Source organism: Micromonospora sp. WMMA1998 (assembly GCF_027497375.1).
GTDB classification, from domain to species: domain Bacteria; phylum Actinomycetota; class Actinomycetes; order Mycobacteriales; family Micromonosporaceae; genus Micromonospora; species Micromonospora sediminicola.
This window is the reverse complement of sequence record NZ_CP114911.1, coordinates 5,337,216-5,355,645: the sequence shown is the minus strand read 5'-3', so window position 1 is coordinate 5,355,645 and position 18,430 is coordinate 5,337,216. Positions and strand designations below refer to the sequence as shown.

18 protein-coding genes are annotated in these 18,430 nt (G+C 74.5%); 7 read left to right on the top strand and 11 right to left on the bottom strand.

Going from position 1 to position 18,430, the window contains the following annotated elements; all coding sequences use genetic code 11:
* Nucleotides 1-175 precede the first annotated feature (175 nt).
* Nucleotides 176-1,792: a hypothetical protein gene (locus tag O7600_RS24865; RefSeq protein ID WP_281590895.1), complete on the top strand. Its 1,617-nt coding sequence runs from the start codon at nt 176-178 to the stop codon at nt 1,790-1,792.
* A gap of 24 nt (nt 1,793-1,816) precedes the next feature.
* Here O7600_RS24865 and O7600_RS24860 read toward each other — a convergent pair whose 3' ends face one another.
* Nucleotides 1,817-2,983, bottom strand: coding sequence for a hypothetical protein (locus tag O7600_RS24860; protein WP_281590894.1), 1,167 nt, complete (start codon nt 2,981-2,983; stop codon nt 1,817-1,819).
* Between the two features lie 114 nt (nt 2,984-3,097).
* On the opposite strand from O7600_RS24860, the gene O7600_RS24855 reads away from it, so the two are divergent.
* Genes O7600_RS24855 through hutH form a run of 6 tightly spaced genes read left to right on the top strand, consistent with a single transcriptional unit; the run spans nt 3,098 to nt 10,914 of the window.
* On the top strand, nt 3,098-3,943 hold the full coding sequence (locus tag O7600_RS24855) for a MurR/RpiR family transcriptional regulator (protein WP_091580981.1): 846 nt from the start codon (nt 3,098-3,100) through the stop codon (nt 3,941-3,943).
* 12 nt (nt 3,944-3,955) lie between these two features.
* Nucleotides 3,956-5,602, top strand: coding sequence for a urocanate hydratase (hutU, locus tag O7600_RS24850; protein WP_281590893.1), 1,647 nt, complete (start codon nt 3,956-3,958; stop codon nt 5,600-5,602).
* An 11-nt stretch (nt 5,603-5,613) separates the two neighbouring features.
* Complete coding sequence (locus O7600_RS24845) at nt 5,614-6,834, top strand: allantoate amidohydrolase (RefSeq protein WP_281590892.1); 1,221 nt, start codon at nt 5,614-5,616, stop codon at nt 6,832-6,834.
* Entirely contained in the window at nt 6,831-8,183 is a 1,353-nt protein-coding gene (locus tag O7600_RS24840; RefSeq protein WP_281594260.1) for a formimidoylglutamate deiminase, read from the top strand. The genes O7600_RS24845 and O7600_RS24840 overlap by 4 nt, the downstream gene beginning before the upstream one ends.
* A complete protein-coding gene (hutI, locus tag O7600_RS24835; protein ID WP_281594259.1) occupies nt 8,183-9,379 on the top strand; it encodes an imidazolonepropionase in 1,197 nt (398 codons plus the stop codon). Before O7600_RS24840 ends, hutI begins: the two co-directional genes overlap by 1 nt.
* Nucleotides 9,376-10,914, top strand: a complete 1,539-nt coding sequence (gene hutH, locus O7600_RS24830; protein WP_281590891.1) for a histidine ammonia-lyase — start codon at nt 9,376-9,378, stop codon at nt 10,912-10,914. Before hutI ends, hutH begins: the two co-directional genes overlap by 4 nt.
* A gap of 2 nt (nt 10,915-10,916) precedes the next feature.
* Here hutH and rdgB read toward each other — a convergent pair whose 3' ends face one another.
* The 10 genes from rdgB to clpS form a co-directional block, all read right to left on the bottom strand.
* Nucleotides 10,917-11,540: an RdgB/HAM1 family non-canonical purine NTP pyrophosphatase gene (rdgB, locus tag O7600_RS24825; RefSeq protein ID WP_281590890.1), complete on the bottom strand. Its 624-nt coding sequence runs from the start codon at nt 11,538-11,540 to the stop codon at nt 10,917-10,919.
* Nucleotides 11,537-12,265 carry a ribonuclease PH gene (gene rph / locus O7600_RS24820; protein ID WP_091581009.1) on the bottom strand — a complete coding sequence of 243 codons (729 nt, stop codon included), beginning with the start codon at nt 12,263-12,265 and terminating at the stop codon, nt 11,537-11,539. The genes rdgB and rph overlap by 4 nt, the downstream gene beginning before the upstream one ends.
* A gap of 41 nt (nt 12,266-12,306) precedes the next feature.
* Nucleotides 12,307-13,449, bottom strand: a complete 1,143-nt coding sequence (locus O7600_RS24815) for a glycosyltransferase (RefSeq protein ID WP_281590889.1) — start codon at nt 13,447-13,449, stop codon at nt 12,307-12,309.
* On the bottom strand, nt 13,446-14,585 hold the full coding sequence (locus O7600_RS24810) for a glycosyltransferase family 1 protein (protein ID WP_281590888.1): 1,140 nt from the start codon (nt 14,583-14,585) through the stop codon (nt 13,446-13,448). The genes O7600_RS24815 and O7600_RS24810 overlap by 4 nt, the downstream gene beginning before the upstream one ends.
* A gap of 86 nt (nt 14,586-14,671) precedes the next feature.
* Entirely contained in the window at nt 14,672-15,418 is a 747-nt protein-coding gene (locus tag O7600_RS24805; RefSeq protein ID WP_281590887.1) for an MBL fold metallo-hydrolase, read from the bottom strand.
* Nucleotides 15,419-15,646: 228 nt separating this feature from the next.
* Nucleotides 15,647-16,612: a pyridoxal-phosphate dependent enzyme gene (locus tag O7600_RS24800; protein WP_174527476.1), complete on the bottom strand. Its 966-nt coding sequence runs from the start codon at nt 16,610-16,612 to the stop codon at nt 15,647-15,649.
* 9 nt (nt 16,613-16,621) lie between these two features.
* Nucleotides 16,622-16,966, bottom strand: a complete 345-nt coding sequence (locus tag O7600_RS24795) for a MoaD/ThiS family protein (protein ID WP_281590886.1) — start codon at nt 16,964-16,966, stop codon at nt 16,622-16,624.
* Nucleotides 16,967-17,032: 66 nt separating this feature from the next.
* Entirely contained in the window at nt 17,033-17,521 is a 489-nt protein-coding gene (locus O7600_RS24790; protein WP_281590885.1) for a M67 family metallopeptidase, read from the bottom strand.
* A gap of 55 nt (nt 17,522-17,576) precedes the next feature.
* Entirely contained in the window at nt 17,577-18,080 is a 504-nt protein-coding gene (locus O7600_RS24785) for a DUF2017 domain-containing protein (protein WP_091584094.1), read from the bottom strand.
* A complete protein-coding gene (gene clpS / locus O7600_RS24780; RefSeq protein WP_091269570.1) occupies nt 18,077-18,367 on the bottom strand; it encodes an ATP-dependent Clp protease adapter ClpS in 291 nt (96 codons plus the stop codon). The genes O7600_RS24785 and clpS overlap by 4 nt, the downstream gene beginning before the upstream one ends.
* Between the last annotated feature and the right edge of the window lie 63 nt (nt 18,368-18,430).

Here is an 18,430-nt window from a genome sequence, read left to right as displayed (position 1 = left end):
GATCGTACGTAGCAGCCGGCGCCGACCGGCAGCAGCCCTCGGCCCGGTCGGTCCTTTTCGGACGGTCAACGTGGCGGGCACCGCGCCCGGCGGTGGCCGGTCCGGCCCTGTCGACACTCCTGACCGGTGGGTTAGGGTGACGGCCGGCCGGTCGGCAGTCGGGGTAGGTGTCTGCGTGGTTGCACAGGTCGAACCAGCCGACGTCGGCAGACCCGACGGGACCAGGGTCCGCCCGCCGGGTCCCCGCCCGATCCTGTGGGACAGCATCGCCCTGCTCGCCCTGCTGTGCCTCCTGCCGATCCTGCACGACGTCAGGACCATGCTCATCGCGCCGTACTGGCTCGACGAGGCGTGGGTCGCCCTCTCCGTCCGGTTCCCGCTGCACGACCTGCCGGTCACCACGTCGTCCAGCCCGCTCGGGTGGAGCTTCCTGCTGCGGCTGGTGCCTGATCCGGACGACCTACGGCTGGTCACCCTGGTGTTCCAGGGGCTCGCGGTGGTGGCGGCGTACGCGTTCGGTCGGTCGATGGCGCGGCCCACGCCCGGCCGGGGCGTGGTGGCGGGCGCGGCCTGCGCGGCGGTGGTCCTGCTGTTGCCCGCCCAACAGGTCCGCCACGACCTCAAGCAGTACACCGCGGACGCCGCCGTCACCGTCGGTGTGCTCGCCCTGGTCACCTGGCTCGAGCAGCGATGGTCGCGCCGACGGCTGCGGGTGCTCACCGCCGTCGTCGCCGCGTCCATGCTGTTCAGCCACGTCACCGCGATCGTGGCCCCGTGCGCGTTCGGCGGGCTGCTGCTCGTCACGGCGGCCCGGCGGCAGTGGCTCCGGCTCGTCGAGGTGGCCGTGGCCGGGCTCAACGCCGGGCTGATCCTCACGGCCGTCTACGTCGGCATCTCGATGCAGGGCCGCAACGGGCCCATGCAGCAGTTCTGGGCCGCCAACTTTCCCCGGGTGACCGAGTTGCCCGGCTACCTGGGCGGGCAACTCGACACCCTGATGCCCGTGGTCGGCGCGCCCGGACCGGTCGTGGTGGGCCTGCTCGTGGCCGGCACGCTGACGCTCGCGAAGCGGGACCGGCCCGCCGCCGCGATCGCCGTGGTTCTCCTGCCCGTGGTCGCGACGATTGTCGGGGTGGCCGGGATCTATCCGCTGCTGGAGCTGCGTACCTCGCACTTCCTGCTGGTCACGGCCGCGGCCGTGGCCGGGATCGGGGTCGCCGGGCTGGCGGACGTCACGGCCGACCTGGCCTGCCGTGGGCTCCCCCGGGTGCGGCCCGCCGTGCTGGCCGCGGCAGTCTGCGCGGTCCTGCTCGGCGGGTACGCAGTCGGCAACAGCCGCTGGTACCGGTTCGACGGGAACGAGTCGGGGCTCTACTACACCGCGATCTCCGTCACGGACGTCCGGTCGGCGACCGAGTACGTGGCCGCCCACCGCGCCCCGGACGACGTGGTCGTCATGAACAACGCGGCCTGGTACGGATTCGCGTTCTACTCCCGGCAGGACACGCTCAGGTTGGTGGCGCCGCACGGCAACACGGTGGGCTGGTGGGTCGAGATGCCCGGTCGGTCCGACGTCGTCGTGGTGCCCGGTCACGACACGACGGCCGTCCGGGCCAGTCTCCAGCAGGCGGTCGAGACGGCGGCCCGGCGCGGCGACGGGGGGCGTGTCTGGCTGATCCGCTCGCACGTCATCGGCGACGAGGTGGACGCCTGGCGAGAGGCGCTCTCCGCCTACCGCGTCGACCAGGTCACCGACGGGGTCGAGCCGGTCGTGCTGATCAGCAGGGAGTGACGCGGCACGCCCGCCACCGTCCGGTCAGCTGCCGCGGCGCCACAGGTCCCGCAGGGCGTCCCAGTTGCCGGCCATGCCGTCCTCGCAGAGCGTCTCCACGTAGAAGGCACCCTGGACGTCGTCGGGGTCCCACCAGACACCGCAGATCGCCCGGCCGTCCTCACCGTCGAACGCGTACTCGACGTAGTTGCCGGTCCGGCCGGTCACGCCGCCCTTGGTGGTGGTCGCCTCGCGCAGCCCCGGCGCCAGTGCGCCGCCGGCGAGATTGAGCTGCTGGCGGTACGCCCGCGCGGTGTCCTTCTGCTTCTGTCCCGGGTAGAGCGCGAAGTGCAGCCACGCACCGTCGTAGTGGCAGAAGACGTGCCCCTTCTCGTCCGCCGGCAGCTTAGGGGCGCCCGGCTGGGCGTAGACCACGCAGCCGCCGATCCGGGTCAGCCAGGGCTCGGCCAGCGGGGCCAGCTCCCCGTCGAACTTGGCCTTGTTGATGGAGAACTGCGTCGCCTCGTAGGGCGGGAGGGAGGGGCTGGCCGACGGCGAGGGCGTCGCGGCCTCCTTCTCGCGGCCTCCGCCCAGGAAGAACCCGGCCGTGCCGGCGACCAGGGTGAGCACGAGGGCACCGACGATCGAGATCCAGTCCCGCCGCTTCGGCTCCGGCGGCACCGGGGCGATCCGCCGCCCGCCCGACAGGTCGAGCGGATCGGTGGCGACCGGGGCCGGGGCGGCCTCGGTGGTCGCCGGGACGGCGGACACGGCGACCGGCGACATCGGCGCGCCGGAGATCGGCTGCGACGACATCGCCCACGGCTGCGGAACCCACGGCAGCTGCGGCGGGGGCGAGACCGGGGCGGCGACCGGCGGCGGCGGCAACATCTCGGCCGTCGGCGTGCGCTGGTAGTCCATCCCGAGGCTGCGGAACAGACGCTCGGCCGCACCCTCCTCTACGGAGGGGTACGCGATCCACGGCTCGGGGGCGGTGAAGTCGGCGTTGACGTACCGGTGGCCGTCGGGGGCCTGCGCCAGCAGGTTCGCCGCGTTGCCGAACGCCTCCCGCCACCGATGGTCGGCGGCGGCGGCGCCCTCGAGGACGGCGACGGTCACCGGACGGTCCTGCCCGTCGAGAGCCGCCCAGGCTCGGCCGACCTGGCACTCCCCCAACGTCTCGGTGAACCTGTACGGACCCTCCGGCTGCATGCCCCACTCCTCTGCTCACCCGCCGAGCGGATAGTACAGAGAGCGTGCCCGTCGGTCCGTCCGCGGACGGGTCACACCTTGCGCTGTGAAAGTTTTCATGCATAGAGTCAGCCCGTGAATGAAAGCGGCGCGTCCAGCCCCGACCGCCTGCTCGACCTCTTCCACGGCGTCCGCCTCACCCCGACCCAGCGCCGCATCGCGCACTGCCTGGTGCGGCACGCGGGCGCGGCGGCGTACCTGTCCGCGGCGGAGGTGGCCGAGCTGGCCGGGGTCAGCCAGCCGTCGGTCACCCGGTTCGCCATGGCGCTCGGGCACGACGGCTATCCGGCGCTGCGCCGCCGGCTGCGGGAACTGACCGCCGCCGGCGCGACGGACCCGGCCGCCGGGAACGCCCTGCAACGGGCCGTGCACGCCGAGATGGAGAACCTCGACCGGCTCGCCGCCCAACTGGCCGACGCCGACCGGATCGCCGGGGTGGGCCGGATGCTCGCGGCGAGCCGGCCGCTGCCGGTGCTCGGGCTGCGCGCCGGCGCGCCGCTGGCCGCGTACTTCGCGTACTTCGCCGCCAAGGTGCACCCGGACGTGCGGGTCCTCGACGACGGCGGCAGCCTGCTCGCCGACCGCCTCGACCAGGCGGTCGCGGCCGGCGCCACCGCGCTGCTCGCCTTCGTGCTGCCCCGCTACCCCCGGGAGACGCTGGACGCGCTCCGCGAGGCCGCCGACGCCGGGCTGACCGTGGTGGCGATCACCGACTCCCCGGTGAGCCCCGCGGCCGACCACGCCGACGTGGTCCTGCCCGCCGCCGTCGGCGCCGATCTCGTCTTCGACCTGCACACCGCGCCGATGACCCTGGCCATGGTGGTGCTCCAGGCGATCTGCGACGCCGCACCGGCCGAGACCCAGACCCGACTCGAGGCGTTCGAGTCGTCCGCCGCCCGCCGCCAGTTGTTCCTCGGCTGAGAGGAGTACGAGATGCACCAGCCCGTCCGCGCCGCCCGGGGCACCACCCGCACCGCGAAGGGGTGGCCGCAGGAGGCCGCCCTGCGGATGCTGATGAACAACCTCGACCCGGAGGTGGCCGAGCGCCCGGAGGACCTGGTCGTCTACGGCGGCACCGGGAAGGCGGCCCGGGACTGGCCGTCGTACCACGCGTTGGTGCGGACGCTCACCGAGCTGCGTGACGACGAGACCATGCTGGTGCAGTCCGGCCGCCCGGTCGGGGTGATGCGCACGCACGAGTGGGCGCCCCGGGTGCTGCTGGCCAACTCCAACCTGGTCGGCGACTGGGCCACCTGGCCGGAGTTCCGCCGCCTCGAATCGCTCGGCCTGACCATGTACGGGCAGATGACCGCCGGTTCCTGGATCTACATCGGCACCCAGGGCATCCTCCAGGGCACCTACGAGACGTTCGCCGCGGTCGCCGCCAAGCGGTTCGGCGGATCGCTCGCCGGCACGCTGACGCTCACCGCCGGCTGCGGCGGGATGGGCGGGGCGCAGCCGCTCGCGGTCACCATGAACGGCGGCGCCTGCCTGGTCGTGGACGTGGACCGGACCCGGTTGGAGCGGCGGGCGCACGACCGCTACCTGGACGAGATCGCCGACTCGCTGGACGACGCGGTCGAGCGGGCCCTCGCGGCGAAGCGGGACCGGCGGGCGCTGAGCGTCGGTGTGGTCGGCAACGCCGCCACCGTCTTCCCCGAGCTGCTGCGCCGGGGTGTCGCGATCGACATCGTGACCGACCAGACCAGCGCGCACGACCCGCTGTCGTACGTGCCGGAGGGGGTGGAGCCGGGCGACGCCCGGGACTACGCGGCGGCCAAGCCGGCCGAGTTCACCGACCGGGCGCGGGCCTCCATGGCCAAGCACGTCGAGGCGATGGTGGGCTTCCTCGACGCCGGCGCGGAGGTCTTCGACTACGGCAACTCGATCCGGGGCGAGGCGAAGCTCGGCGGGTACGAGCGGGCGTTCGACTTCCCCGGCTTCGTGCCGGCGTACATCCGGCCGCTGTTCTGCGAGGGCAAGGGCCCGTTCCGCTGGGCCGCGCTCTCCGGCGACCCGAAGGACATCGCGGCCACCGACCGGGCCATCCTCGACCTGTTCCCGGAGAACGACTCCCTGGCCCGGTGGATCCGGATGGCCGGCGAGCGGGTCGCGTTCCAGGGGCTGCCGGCGCGGATCTGCTGGCTCGGCTACGGCGAGCGCGACCGGGCCGGGGTGCGGTTCAACGAGATGGTCGCGTCCGGTGAGCTGAGCGCGCCCGTGGTGATCGGCCGGGACCACCTGGACTGCGGCAGCGTGGCCAGCCCCTACCGGGAGACCGAGGCGATGGCCGACGGCTCCGACGCGATCGCCGACTGGCCGCTGCTCAACGCGCTGGTCAACACCGCCAGCGGGGCGTCCTGGGTGTCCATCCACCACGGCGGCGGCGTGGGGATCGGCCGGTCCATCCACGCCGGCCAGGTGTGCGTGGCCGACGGCACCGAGCTGGCCGGGCAGAAGATCGAGCGGGTACTCACCAACGACCCGGCGATGGGCGTGATCCGGCACGTCGACGCCGGCTACGACGACGCCCGCGAGGTCGCCGCGCGCACCGGCGTGCGCGTCCCGATGAGCGAGTAAGGAGGGGCCCCTTGTTAACGCATTCGGTAGAGGAAGGGTCCCTTCCTAACCGGTTCCGGGAGCTGTGGGACGAGATCGCGCCGATCGGGCGGGACGCGGGCAGCGGCGGCTACCTGCGCTACGCGCTGACCGAGCCGGAACTCACCCTGCGCGCTTGGTTCCGGGACCAGGCCGACCGGCGCGGCATGCCCGTGTCCGAGGACGGCAACGGCAACCTGTTCGCCTGGTGGGGCGACCCGGCGGCCGGCGACGCGGTGCTCACCGGCAGCCACTTCGACTCGGTGCCGCACGGCGGGGCGTACGACGGGCCGCTCGGCATCGTCAGCGCGTTGCTCGCCGTGGACGAGCTGCGGGCCGCCGGCGTCACCCCGATCCGGCCGGTGGTGGTGGCCGCGTTCGTCGAGGAGGAGGGCGCGCGGTTCGGCGTACCCTGCCTGGGGTCGAGGCTGCTCACCGGCGAGATCGACGTCGACCGCGCGGCCGGGCTGCGCGACCACGCCGGGGTGAGCTTCGCCGACGCGCTGGGCGACCGGCCGGCGGGCGCCGACCCGGCGCTGCTCGCCCGCTTCGCGGCCTTCGTCGAGCTGCACGTCGAGCAGGGCCGCGCCCTGGTCGACGCGGACGCGCCGGTCGCGGTGGCCTCCGCCATCTGGCCGCACGGCCGGTGGCGGTTCGACTTCACCGGCGAGGGCAACCACGCGGGTACGACCCGGATGGCCGACCGCCGCGACCCGATGCTCACCTACGCGTTCACCGTGCTGGCGGCGAACAAGGAGGCCCGGCTGCGCGACGCCCACGCCACCGTCGGCCGGGTGTCGGTCGAGCCGAACGCCACGAACGCCATCCCGTCCCGGGTCACCGGCTGGCTGGACGCCCGGGCGGCCGAGGCGGACACGCTGTACGGTCTGGTCGAGGCGGTACGGACCAAGGCCGCCGAGCGGGCCGGCCGGGACGGCACCGCGCTGACCTGCACGCAGGAGTCGGCGACCCCGCTTGTCGCGTTCGACGGCGGGCTGGCCGGGCGGCTGGTCACGCTGCTCGACGCGCCGGTGCTGCCCACCGGCGCCGGCCACGACGCGGGGGTGCTGGCGGCGCACCTGCCCACCGCGATGCTGTTCGTGCGGAACCCGACCGGGGTGTCGCACTCCCCCGCCGAGTCCGCCACCGACGCCGACTGCGCCGCCGGGGTGGCCGCCCTGGCCCGGGTGCTGGAGGAGCTGGCATGCCGTTGACCCGCTGGCTGGCCGAGTACGCCTGGCTGCCCGACCACGCCGAGCCCACCCCGGACGTGCTGATCGAGGCGACGGACGGGCGGCTCACCGCCGTCACCCCGCTGGCGGGCGGCGGGTCGCCGGCCGCCGGGGTGGAGGTGCTCGGCGACGCCACCCGGCTGCCCGGGCTGACCCTGCCCGGGCTGGCCGACGCCCACTCGCACGCGTTCCACCGGGCGCTGCGCGGGCGCACCCACGACGGGCGCGGCGACTTCTGGTCCTGGCGGGACCTCATGTACGCGGTCGCCGCCCGGCTCGACCCCGACTCCTACCTGGCGTTGGCCCGCGCCGCGTACGCGGAGATGGCGCTCGCCGGGATCACCTGCGTGGGCGAGTTCCACTACCTGCACCACGGCCCCGGCGGCACCCCGTACGACGACCCGAACGCGATGTCCGCCGCGCTCGTCGAGGCCGCCGCGCACGCCGGGATCCGGCTCACAGTGCTCGACGCCGCGTACCTGACCGCCGGCGTGGACGGCGCGGAGCTGGTCGGCCCGCAGCGCCGGTTCGGCGACGGCGACGCGCTGCGCTGGGCGGAGCGGGTCGACGCGTTCCGCCCGGCCGACGAGCACGTCCGGCTCGGCGCGGCGATCCACTCGGTCCGCGCGGTGCCCGCCGAACAGCTCGCCACCGTGGCCGGCTGGGCCGACCGGCACGGGCTGCCGCTGCACGTGCACCTGTCCGAGCAGCCGGCCGAGAACGACGCCTGCCGGGCCGTGCACGGCTGCACCCCGACCCGGCTGCTCGCCGACCACGGCGTGCTCGGCCGGCACACCACCGCCGTGCACGCCACCCACCCGACCGCCGCCGACGTGGCGCTGCTCGGCGACAGCCGCACCGGCGTCTGCCTCTGCCCCACCACCGAACGGGAGCTGGCCGACGGGATCGGCCCGGCCCGGCGGATGGCCGAGGCGGGCAGCCCGCTCAGCCTCGGCAGCGACAGCCACGCCGTGGTGGACCTGTTCGAGGAGGCCCGCGCGGTGGAGCTGGACGAGCGGCTGCGCACCCGGAAACGGGGGCACTTCGGCGCCGCCGACCTGGTCACCGCCGCCACCGTGACCGGGCACGCCGCGCTCGGCTGGGGCGACGCCGGCCGGCTCGCCGTGGGTGACCGGGCCGACCTGGTGACGGTACGGCTGGACAGCGCCCGCACGGCCGGGGTGCCGCCGGTGGGCGTGTTCTTCGCGGCCACCGCCGCCGACGTGACGCACGTGGTGGTGGACGGCCGGACCGTGGTGGCCGACGGACGGCACCTGACCGTCGACGTCCCCACCGAGTTGCGGGACTCGATCGCGGCGGTGTTGTCATGATCGGCAGTCTGCTCGTCGACAACATCGGCGAGCTGGTCACCAACGACGGGCGGGGCGGCGACCCATTGGGCGTCCGCCGCGACGCCGCCCTGCTGATCGAGGACGGCGAGGTGGCCTGGGTCGGGCCGGCCCGCTACGCGCCCGCCGCCGACCGGCGGATCGACGCCGACGGCGCGGCCGTCCTGCCCGGCTTCGTGGACAGCCACGCCCACCTGGTCTTCGCCGGTGACCGGGCCGCCGAGTTCGCCGCCCGGATGGCCGGCGAGCCCTACACCGGCGGCGGCATCCGGACCACCGTCGGCGCCACCCGCGCCGCCTCCGACGACGACCTGCGCGCCACCGTGCGCCGGCTGCGCGCGGAGATGCTGCGGCAGGGCACCACCACCGTCGAGATCAAGAGCGGGTACGGGCTGACCGTCGCCGAGGAGGCCCGCTCGCTGCGGATCGCCGCCGAGTTCACCGAGGACACCACGTTCCTCGGCGCGCACGTGGTCCCCGCCGAGTACGCGGACCGCCCGGACGACTACGTGGGCCTGGTCTGCGGCCCGATGCTGGCCGCCGCCGCGCCGTACGCCCGCTGGATCGACGTGTTCTGCGAGCGGGGCGCGTTCGACGCCGACCACGCGCGGGCGATCCTCGCCTGCGGGCAGGCGGCCGGTCTGGGCGTGCGGCTGCACGCCAACCAGCTCGGCCCCGGCCCGGGGGTCCAGCTCGGGGTGGAGCTGGGCGCGGCCAGCGTGGACCACTGCACCCACCTGACCGACGCCGACATCGACGCGCTCGCCGGCTCGACCACCGTCGAGTGGCTCTCCGGGCCGCCGACCAGCACGGTCGCCACGCTGCTGCCCGGGGCGGAGTTCTCCACCCGCTCGCCCTACCCGGACGCGCGCCGGCTGCTCGACGCCGGCGTCACCGTGGCGCTGGCCACCGACTGCAACCCCGGCTCGTCGTACACCTCGTCGATGCCGTTCTGCGTCGCGCTCGCCGTACGCGAGATGCGGATGACCCCGGCGGAGGCGGTCTGGGCCGCGACCGCCGGTGGGGCGGCGGCGCTGCGCCGCACCGACGTGGGCCGGCTGACCCCGGGGGCCCGGGCCGACCTGATGATCCTCGACGCCCCCACCCACCTGCACCTGGCCTACCGGCCGGGTGTGCCACTGATCCGCCAGGTTCTGCACAACGGAGTGCCGCGATGACCGACGTGACCATCCTGTCCACCGGGATCACCCCCGCCGACGTGCTCGCGGTGGCCCGCGGCACCGCCAAGGTCGTGCTCGACCCGGCCGCCACCGAGGCCATGGCGACCAGCCGGTCCATCGTGGACGGCATCGAGGCCGCCGGCCGCCCGGTGTACGGCGTCTCCACCGGGTTCGGGGCGCTGGCCAACACGTTCGTCGCCCCGGAACGGCGGGCCGAGTTGCAGCACGCGTTGATCCGCTCGCACGCGGCCGGCGTGGGCGCGCCGATGCCCCGCGAGGTGGTACGCGCCATGATGCTGCTGCGGGTGCGCTCGCTCGCGCTCGGCCGCTCCGGCGTCCGCCCGCTGGTCGCCGAAGCGCTGGTGGACCTGCTCAACCACGAGGTCACGCCCTGGGTGCCGGAGCACGGCTCGCTGGGCGCCTCGGGTGACCTCGCGCCGCTGGCGCACTGCGCGCTGGCGCTGCTCGGCGAGGGCTGGGTGCTCGGCCCGGCCGGCGACCGGATCCCCGCCGCCGACGCGCTGCGCCGGGTCGGGCTGAAGCCGGTGTCGCTGGCCGCCAAGGAGGGACTGGCGCTGATCAACGGCACCGACGGCATGCTCGGCATGCTGCTGCTCGCCGTCTCCGACGCCCGGCACCTGTTCGCCATGGCCGACGTCACCGCCGCGCTGGCCATCGAGGCGATGCTCGGCTCGGAGCGGCCGTTCCTGCCCGAGCTGCACGCCATCCGCCCGCACCCCGGGCAGGCCGCGTCGGCGGCGAACATCCACCGGCTGCTCCAGGGTTCGGCGGTGATGGACTCGCACCGCGACGACCTGGCCCACGCGGTGCAGGACGCGTACTCGATGCGCTGCGCCCCGCAGGTGGCCGGCGCGGCCCGGGACACGCTCGACTTCGTCGAGGTGGTCGCCGGCCGGGAGCTGCTGTCCGTGGTGGACAACCCGGTCGTGCTGCCCGACGGGCGGGTCGAGTCGACGGGCAACTTCCACGGCGCGCCGCTCGGCTTCGCCGCCGACTACCTGGCCATCGCCGCCGCCGAGGTGGGCGCGATCGCCGAACGGCGGGTGGACCGGCTGCTCGACGTGGCCCGCAACCGGGACCTGCCGGCGTTCCTCTCCCCCGACGCCGGGGTGAACTCCGGGCTGATGATCGCCCAGTACACCGCGGCCGGCATCGTGGCGGAGAACCGCCGGCTGGCCGCCCCCGCCTCGGTCGACTCGCTGCCCACCAGCGGCATGCAGGAGGACCACGTCTCGATGGGCTGGGCGGCCACCAAGAAGCTGCGCACCGTGCTGGACAACCTGACCAGCCTGCTCGCGGTGGAGCTGTTGGCCGCCGTACGCGGGCTCCAGCTGCGCGCGCCGCTGGAGCCGTCGCCGGCCGGCCGGGCGGCGGTGGCCGCGCTCGGCGAGGCGATCGGCGAGCCGGGGCCGGACGTCTTCCTCGCCCCGCTGATGGAGGCGGCGCGCGAGGTGGTGCGCGGGCCGGCGCTGCGGTCCGCGATCGAGCGGGAGATCGGCCCGCTCGGCTGATCTCAGCCGGCGGGCGGGAGCACCTTGGCGACCAGCTTGGCCAGCTCCCGCAGCGCCTTGCCGCGGTGGCTGACCGCGTCCTTCTCCTCGGGCGTCAGCTCGGCGTTGGTCCGCTCCTGCCCGTCACCCAGGAAGATCGGGTCGTAGCCGAACCCGCCCTCGCCACGCGGCGCGCGCAGCAACCGGCCCGGCTGCCGGCCGTCGACCAGGTGCTCCTTGCCGCCCGGCAGCACCAGCGCCACCGTGCAGACGAAGGCCGCGCCGCGGTGCTCGTCCGGCACGTCGCCCACCTGGTCCAGCAGGAGCTGGAGGTTGGCCCGGTCGTCGCCGTGCCGGCCGGACCAGCGGGCGCTGAACACGCCGGGCATGCCGTTGAGCGCGTCCACCGCGATGCCGGAGTCGTCGGCGATGGTCGGCAGGCCGGTGCGCCGGCAGCCCTCCCGGGCCTTGATCAGCGCGTTCTCGCCGAACGTCAGGCCGGTCTCCGGCAGCTCCGGGTATTCCTCCACGTCGTCGAGGCCGACCAGGGCGATCCGGTGGGCGCCGAGCGCGCCGTCCAGGATGCGCTGCAACTCGACGAGCTTCTTGCGGTTGCGGGTGGCCAGGAGCACCTTGTTGTCGGTCACAGGTTCAGCGCCTTCCGCTGCGCGTCGGCCAGTTCCAGGCAGCCCGCCACGCCCAGGTCGAGCAGCGCGTCGAGCTGGTCGCGGGCGAAGACACCGGCCTCGCCCGTGCCCTGCACCTCGACGAAGTCGCCGGCGCCGGTGCAGACCACGTTCATGTCGACCTCGGCGGTCACGTCCTCGGCGTAGCAGAGGTCGAGCATCGGCTCGCCGCCGATCACACCGACGCTCACCGCGGACACCGAGCGGTGCATCACCTTCTCCACCTTGCCGGTGAGCGCCTTGCGCTCGGCCAGCCAGGTCACCGCGTCGTACAGGGCGACGTACGCGCCGGTGATCGCGGCGGTGCGGGTGCCGCCGTCGGCCTGGAGCACGTCGCAGTCGAGCACCACGGAGTTCTCGCCCAACGCCTTCAGGTCGACGCAGGCACGCAGGCTGCGGCCGATCAGCCGGGAGATCTCGTGGGTACGACCGCCGACCTTCCCCCGGACGCTCTCCCGGTCGGAGCGGGTGTTGGTGGCACGGGGCAGCATCGCGTACTCGGCGGTCACCCAGCCCAGCCCGGAGCCCTTGCGCCAGCGCGGCACGCCCTCGGTGACGCTGGCCGTGCAGAGCACCCGGGTCGCGCCGAACTCGACGAGCACCGAGCCCTCCGGATGGGTGCTCCAGCCCCGGGTCAGGGTCACCGGTCGGAGTTGGTCGGGCCGCCGCCCGTCAGGTCGCGCCATGCCTGCACCCTATGCGGTGCGGTGATCGCCCCGCCGGCGGGTCAGCGCGCCGGCGGGTCGACGCCGTGCGCGCGCAGGAAGCCCGCCACCGCGGCCGGCCAGCCGAACTCCTCGGCGCGGGCCCGCGCGGCGGCGCGGCGCTCCGCCTCCGGCCGGTCCAGCAGCCGTCGGACCGCGACGGCGAACGCGGCCGCCGTGCCGTACGCGGCGAGCCCGCCCGCGCCGATCACCTCGGGCAGGGCGCTCGCGGCGTTCGCCACCACCGGCGTGCCGGACGCGAGCGCCTCCAGTGCGGCCAGGCCGAACGTCTCCACCGGCCCCGGTGCGAGCACCACGTCCGCGCTGGCCAGCAACGCGGCCACCGCCAGCCGGTCCGGCAGGAAACCGGTGAAGTGCACCGGCAGGCCCGCCGCCCGCCACGCCAGCGACGGCCGCAGCGGTCCGTCGCCGACCAGCACCAGGACCGCCGGTACGCCGGCGCGCCGCAGCCGGGCCAGCGCGGCGACCGCCAGCTCGGGGCGTTTCTCCACGGAGAGCCGGGCGCAGTGCACCAGGAGCACCTCGGAGTCGTCGGCGTACCGTTCCCGCAGCACCGGGTCGGCGCGCCGGGGATGGAACGTGTCCAGGTCGACGCCGAGCGGCACCCGCTCCACGGACGGCCCGTCCAACCGGCCGAACTCCTCGGCGGCCCAGCGGGTGGTGCAGACGATCCGGTCGAACCGGCGGGCCGTCTCACGGTTCAGCCGGTCGGCGGTCCGCCGGGCCAGCCCGGTTGGCATCCCCCACTGGCCGAGCAGCCCGGTCAGGCTCTCGTGCGAGACCATCGTCGAGCGCACCCCGTGCTCCCGCGCCCAGCGGCCGGTCCAGCGCAGCGTGCTGCGGTCGGAGACCTCGATCCGGTCCGGGGCCAGGTCGGTGAGGAGCCGGGCCAGCCGCCGCCGGTCGGCCAGCACCCGGTAGCCGCCGGTGCCGGGCAGTTCCGGCCCGGGCAGGGTGATCTCCCGCCCCCACGGTCGCGTGGTGTCCGAGGAACGCTCGCCGGGGATCACCAGCACGGGTTCGTGACCGGCGGCCAGATAACCGGCGCCCAACTGGCGCAGCGCCGTGCGCAGCCCGCCGGAGCGCGCGGTCACGAAGTTGGCCAGCCGGACGATGCGTACCGGACGGACGCCGGCCCCGGTCACGCCGCGAGCCGTCCGGCGGCGGGCGCGCCGGCCAGCACGGCCTCGTAGTGCCCGATCAGCTCGTCCCCGACCGCGTCCCAGCTGCGCCGGGCCACCGCCGCGCGGGCCGCCGCGCCGTACCGGGCCCGGCGCGACGGATCGGCGGCCAGCTCGGCCACGGCGGCGGCCAGCGCCGCCCCGTCGTCCGGCGGCACCAGCAGTCCGGTCACCCCCGACTCGACCAGGTCCACCGGGCCGCCGCTGGCCGGGGCCACCACGGGCACACCGCTCGCCGCGGCCTCCTGGAGCGTCTGCCCGAACGTCTCGTGCGGTCCGGTGTGGACGAACACGTCCAGGCTGGCGTACAGCTCGGCCAGCGCGTCGTCGCGCCGCACGCCGAGGAACCGCGCCGCCGGCAGCGCGCGTTCGAGCTGCCGGCGGGCCGGCCCGTCACCGACCACGACCACGCGGACGCCGGGCAGCTCGGTGGTCGGCGCCAGCAAATCCACCCGCTTCTCCGGGGCGAGCCGGCCGACGTAGCCGACCAGCAGTTCGCCGCCCGGCGCGAGGGTCGCGCGGAGCCGGTCGCTGCGCCGGGCCGGGTGGAACCGGACCGCGTCCACGCCGCGCCGCCACAGCCAGATCCGCCGTACCCCGTGGTTGATCAGGTCCGCCGCGGCGCGGGTGGACGGCGCGAGGGTGCGCTGCGCGGAGTTGTGGATCTCGCGGATCCGCCGCCACGCGGCGGCCTCGCCCCACCCCACCCGGTACGCCCGGGCGTAGGCCGCCACGTCGGTCTGGTAGACCGCGACGGCGGGCAGACCGTGCCGGGCGGCCACCGACGCCCCGGCCGCGCCCAGCACGAAGGGACTGGCCAGGTGGACCACGTCGGGCCGGTGCCCGAGCAGCGCGCCGGTCAGCCCGACGCTCGGCACGCCGAGCCGGAAGCCCTGGTAGCGGGGCAGGGGCACGCTCGGGATACGCACCACCGGATAGGCGTGGTGATCGGCCCGGCGGCGCCGGCCGCCGGCCGGGGCGGGCGCGACGACCAGAGGCTCGTGGCCCCGGGCGACCAGGTGCTCGGCGGCCCGGACGACCGAGTTCGCCACGCCGTTGACGTCCGGCGGGAACGACTCGGTGACGATGGCGATCCGCATGGCCCGAGGGTGCGGGCCGCACGGATGCGGCAGGCGACCGTGCGCTGACCGGCCGGCGAACACTGCGGCAACGGGCCGGACGCGGGTCAGATGTCGTAGCTGGCGCCCGCCCGGACCACCTCGAGCGGCCCGGCGAACGCCCCGGCCGCCGACTCCACGGTGTGCGACTCGCTGCCCCACGCGGGGACGAGGTGGGTGAGCAGCAGCCGGCCCACCCCCGCCTTGGTGGCCGCCTCGCCGGCCTCCCGGCCGGTCAGGTGCAGGTCCGGCGGGTTGTCCACCCCGTCCATGTAGCTGGCCTCGCAGAGGAACACGTCGGCGTCCTGGGCCAGCCGCAGCAGCGCCTCGCAGGGCGCGGTGTCGGCGGAGTAGCAGAACACCCGGCCACCGTGCTCCAACCGCACCCCGTACGTCTCGACCGGGTGGTTCATCCGGTCGACGGTGACGGTGAACGGGCCGATCGGGAACGTGCCCGGCTGCAGGCCGTAGAACTGGTAGACGTCCTCCACCGAGCCCTCCTCCTGCCCGTACGCGCTGGCCAGCCGGTCCGGCGCGCCGGAGGGGGCGTACATCGGCAGGGGCGGGTACGGGCCGTCCGGCGCGTACCGGCGCACCACCACGTAGGACACCGCGTCGAACATGTGGTCGCAGTGCAGGTGGGTGAGGAGGACGGCATCCGGGGCGTGCAGCCCGACGTAGCGCTGGAGCGTGGAGAGCGAACCCACCCCGAAGTCGATCAGCAGCCGGAACCCGTCGGCCTCCATCAGGTAGGCGGAGCAGGGCGACTCGGGCCCGGGGAAGCTGCCCGCACAGCCGAGGACGGTCAGTCGCATCCGGTTGCCTCGATCTCACCGTGGGTAGTCGACCCGCCGGCAGTCGCCCCGCCGCCGTTGATCTCTACCGACGCGCTCGCCACGCTGCGCAGCCTACGCGTCGGCCCGGTCGGGCAAGAATCATCTGCCGGAAGTTGTCATCAACGTGACACCCGTACACGTCTGGTCCCGGGAGATGACGACGGCCCGGCCGGCGACACGTCGCCGGTCGGACCGTCGGTCGGGCCCTCAGGCCCAGAGCTGACCCTCCAGGGCGTCCTCGGCGTCCGCGAGGGTGCCGCCGTACGCCCCGGTCGACAGGTATTTCCAGCCACCGTCGCAGACCACGAAGGCCACGTCGGCACGGCGGCCGTCACGGACCGCCTCGTGCGCCACGGCGAGCGCGGCGTGCAGGATCGCGCCGGTCGAGAACCCGGCAAAGATCCCCTCGACCTCGACCAGCTGACGGGTCCGCAGCACCGCGTCCCGGGTGCCGACCGAGAACCGTCGGGACAGCACCCCGGCGTCGTACAGCTCGGGCACGTAGCCCTCGTCGATGTTGCGCAGGCCGTAGACCAGCTCGCCGTAGCGCGGCTCGGCCGCCACGACCTGGATCCCGTCGACCTTCTCCCGCAGGTAGCGGCCGGTGCCCATGAGCGTGCCGGTGGTGCCCAGCCCGGCCACGAAGTGGGTGATGCCCGGCAGGTCGTGCAGCAGCTCCGGCCCGGTCGTCTCGTAGTGCGCCCGGGCGTTCGCCTCGTTGCCGTACTGGTAGAGCATCACCCAGTCCGGGTGGTCGGCCGCGATCTGCTTGGCAGTGGCGACGGCCTGGTTCGAGCCGCCGGCGGCCGGCGAGAAGATGATCTCCGCGCCGTACATCCGGAGCAGTTGCACCCGCTCCGTCGAGACGTTCTCCGGCATCACGCACACCAGCCGGTAGCCGCGCAGCTTCGCCACCATGGCCAGGGAGATGCCGGTGTTGCCGCTGGTCGGTTCCAGGATGGTGTCGCCGGGGCGGAGCCGGCCGGCCTCCTCGGCCGCGCGGACCATGAACAGGGCTGCGCGGTCCTTGATGCTGCCGGTCGGGTTCCGGTCCTCCAGCTTCGCCCAGAGCCGCACCGGCGGCGCGCCGTCGGGGACCGTCGGCGAGAGCCGCGGCAGCCCGACCAGCGGCGTGCCGCCGGAGGCGTCGAGCAGGCTGTCGTACCGCGCCATGCCGACCCCCTAGCGGGCGGCGGTGGCGCGCACCGCGACCGCGTGCGAGGCGATCGCCGCCGCCGCGGCGAAGCCGAACGCGCCGCCGGCCACGGCCGGCAGGATGGTCACGCTGTCGCCGTCGTTGAGCTTGGCGTCGAGCGCGCCCAGGAAGCGGACGTCCTCGTCGTTGACGTAGACGTTGACGAACCGGTGCAGCGCACCGGCGTCGGTGACCAGCCGGGCCCGCAGGCCGGCGTGCCGGGAGTCCAGGTCGGTGAGCAGGTCGGCGAGCGTGTCACCGCTGCCCTCGACGACCTTCGCGCCGCCGGTGTAGCTGCGCAGGATGGTGGGGATGCGAACCTCGATGGCCATGGTGTCTCGTGCTCCTCGTTCGGGTCGTGCCAGGTGACGGACAGGGAAGGTGTGCCGGCGCTGGGGTCAGCGGCCGGAACACTCGTAGTCGACCGTCGCCGGGCTCTGCCCGAACATGTAGGACTGGACGGCGTGCGGGTCCACGGCGGCATCCACGATCTCGACCGGCTCCTCGGTGACCACGCCGTCGACGATCCGGAAGGAGCGGATCTCCTCGGTGTCGGACTCACGGGTCGAGACGAGCAGGTAGTGCGCTCCCGGCTCACCGGCGAAGGAGACGTCCGTGCGGGACGGGTAGGCCTCCGTGGCGGTGTGCGAGTGGTAGATGACGACCGGTTCCTCGTCGCGGTCGTCCATCTCGCGCCAGACCCGCAACTGCTCCATCGAGTCGAACTCGTAGAAGGTCATCGAGCGGGCGGCGTTGTCCATCGGGATGTGCCGGGTCGGGGTGTCGCTGCCGACGGGACCGGCGACCACGCCGCACGCCTCGTCCGGGTGGTCCCGACGCGCGTGGGCGACGATCGCGTCGATGATCGACCGGTCGATGCTCAGCACGCCGCCCAGCCTAGCGCCTGGCCGTCCCGGGCGGCGAGGTGGCGACCGTCACGACTCAGTCGATGAGCGCGTTGAGCAGGGACTCCTGCAGATATCCGAGATAGGCGTAGACCGACAGTTGGAACACCCGGGACGAGGCCGGGTCCGCGGCGACCGCGTCGTCGAGCTCCTCGCCCAGGTCGGTGCCGTCCTTGATCTCCAACCGGACGCCCATCGCCAGCCGGGCGTCGTTGAGCGCGCGCAGCCACGCCTCGGCCGCCTCCGCGTCCAGCCGCACCTCACCCCCGGCGTCGCCGTCGGGCAGCGCGGCGAGGATCGCGCCGGCCTGGTCGATCTTGGCGGTCTTGAGGTCGCCCTCGGTGTAGCGGCGGAACTCGGCCGTGCCGGCCGCGTCCTCCGGATAGACCTCGGGGAACAGCCGGCCGACCACCGGGTCACCGTGGTCGAAGCCGTCGGTCAGCAGGCCGACCACCTCGGAGGCGACCTTGCGCAGCACGCGCACCTCGTCGACGGCGAACGTCGCCACGTAGCGGTCGCCCCGGCGGCGGAACATGCTCATGAGCGGTCCACCGTCGCCCACAACCCGTACGCGTGCAACTGCGACGCGTCGTGCTCCATCCGCTCCCGGGCCCCGCTGGAGACCACCGCCTTGCCCTTGTGGTGCACGTCCAGCATGAGCTGTTCCGCCTTTTCCCTGCTGTACCCGAAGAGCTTCTGGAAAACCCAGGTCACGTACGTCATCAGGTTGACCGGATCGTCCCAGACGATGGTCACCCACGGCCGGTCGGAGACCGGCACCTCTTCGGTGTCCGGCGTCTCGACCGGCGCAACCTGTGGAGCCGCCATGCCCCCCATCGTGCCACCGGATCCGGGGAACCGATGAACCGGAACGGCGCGGCGGTCGGGATC

Coding starts and splice junctions, on each gene's coding strand:
- O7600_RS24860 (WP_281590894.1), bottom strand. CDS start 2,983: ATGCAGCCGGAGGGTCCGTACAGGTTCACCGAGACGTTGGGGGAGTGC.
- hutU (WP_281590893.1), top strand. CDS start 3,956: ATGCACCAGCCCGTCCGCGCCGCCCGGGGCACCACCCGCACCGCGAAG.
- hutH (WP_281590891.1), top strand. CDS start 9,376: ATGACCGACGTGACCATCCTGTCCACCGGGATCACCCCCGCCGACGTG.
- rph (WP_091581009.1), bottom strand. CDS start 12,265: ATGGCGCGACCTGACGGGCGGCGGCCCGACCAACTCCGACCGGTGACC.
- O7600_RS24810 (WP_281590888.1), bottom strand. CDS start 14,585: ATGCGGATCGCCATCGTCACCGAGTCGTTCCCGCCGGACGTCAACGGC.
- O7600_RS24805 (WP_281590887.1), bottom strand. CDS start 15,418: ATGCGACTGACCGTCCTCGGCTGTGCGGGCAGCTTCCCCGGGCCCGAG.
- O7600_RS24800 (WP_174527476.1), bottom strand. CDS start 16,612: ATGGCGCGGTACGACAGCCTGCTCGACGCCTCCGGCGGCACGCCGCTG.
- O7600_RS24795 (WP_281590886.1), bottom strand. CDS start 16,966: ATGGCCATCGAGGTTCGCATCCCCACCATCCTGCGCAGCTACACCGGC.
- O7600_RS24785 (WP_091584094.1), bottom strand. CDS start 18,080: ATGAGCATGTTCCGCCGCCGGGGCGACCGCTACGTGGCGACGTTCGCC.
- clpS (WP_091269570.1), bottom strand. CDS start 18,367: ATGGCGGCTCCACAGGTTGCGCCGGTCGAGACGCCGGACACCGAAGAG.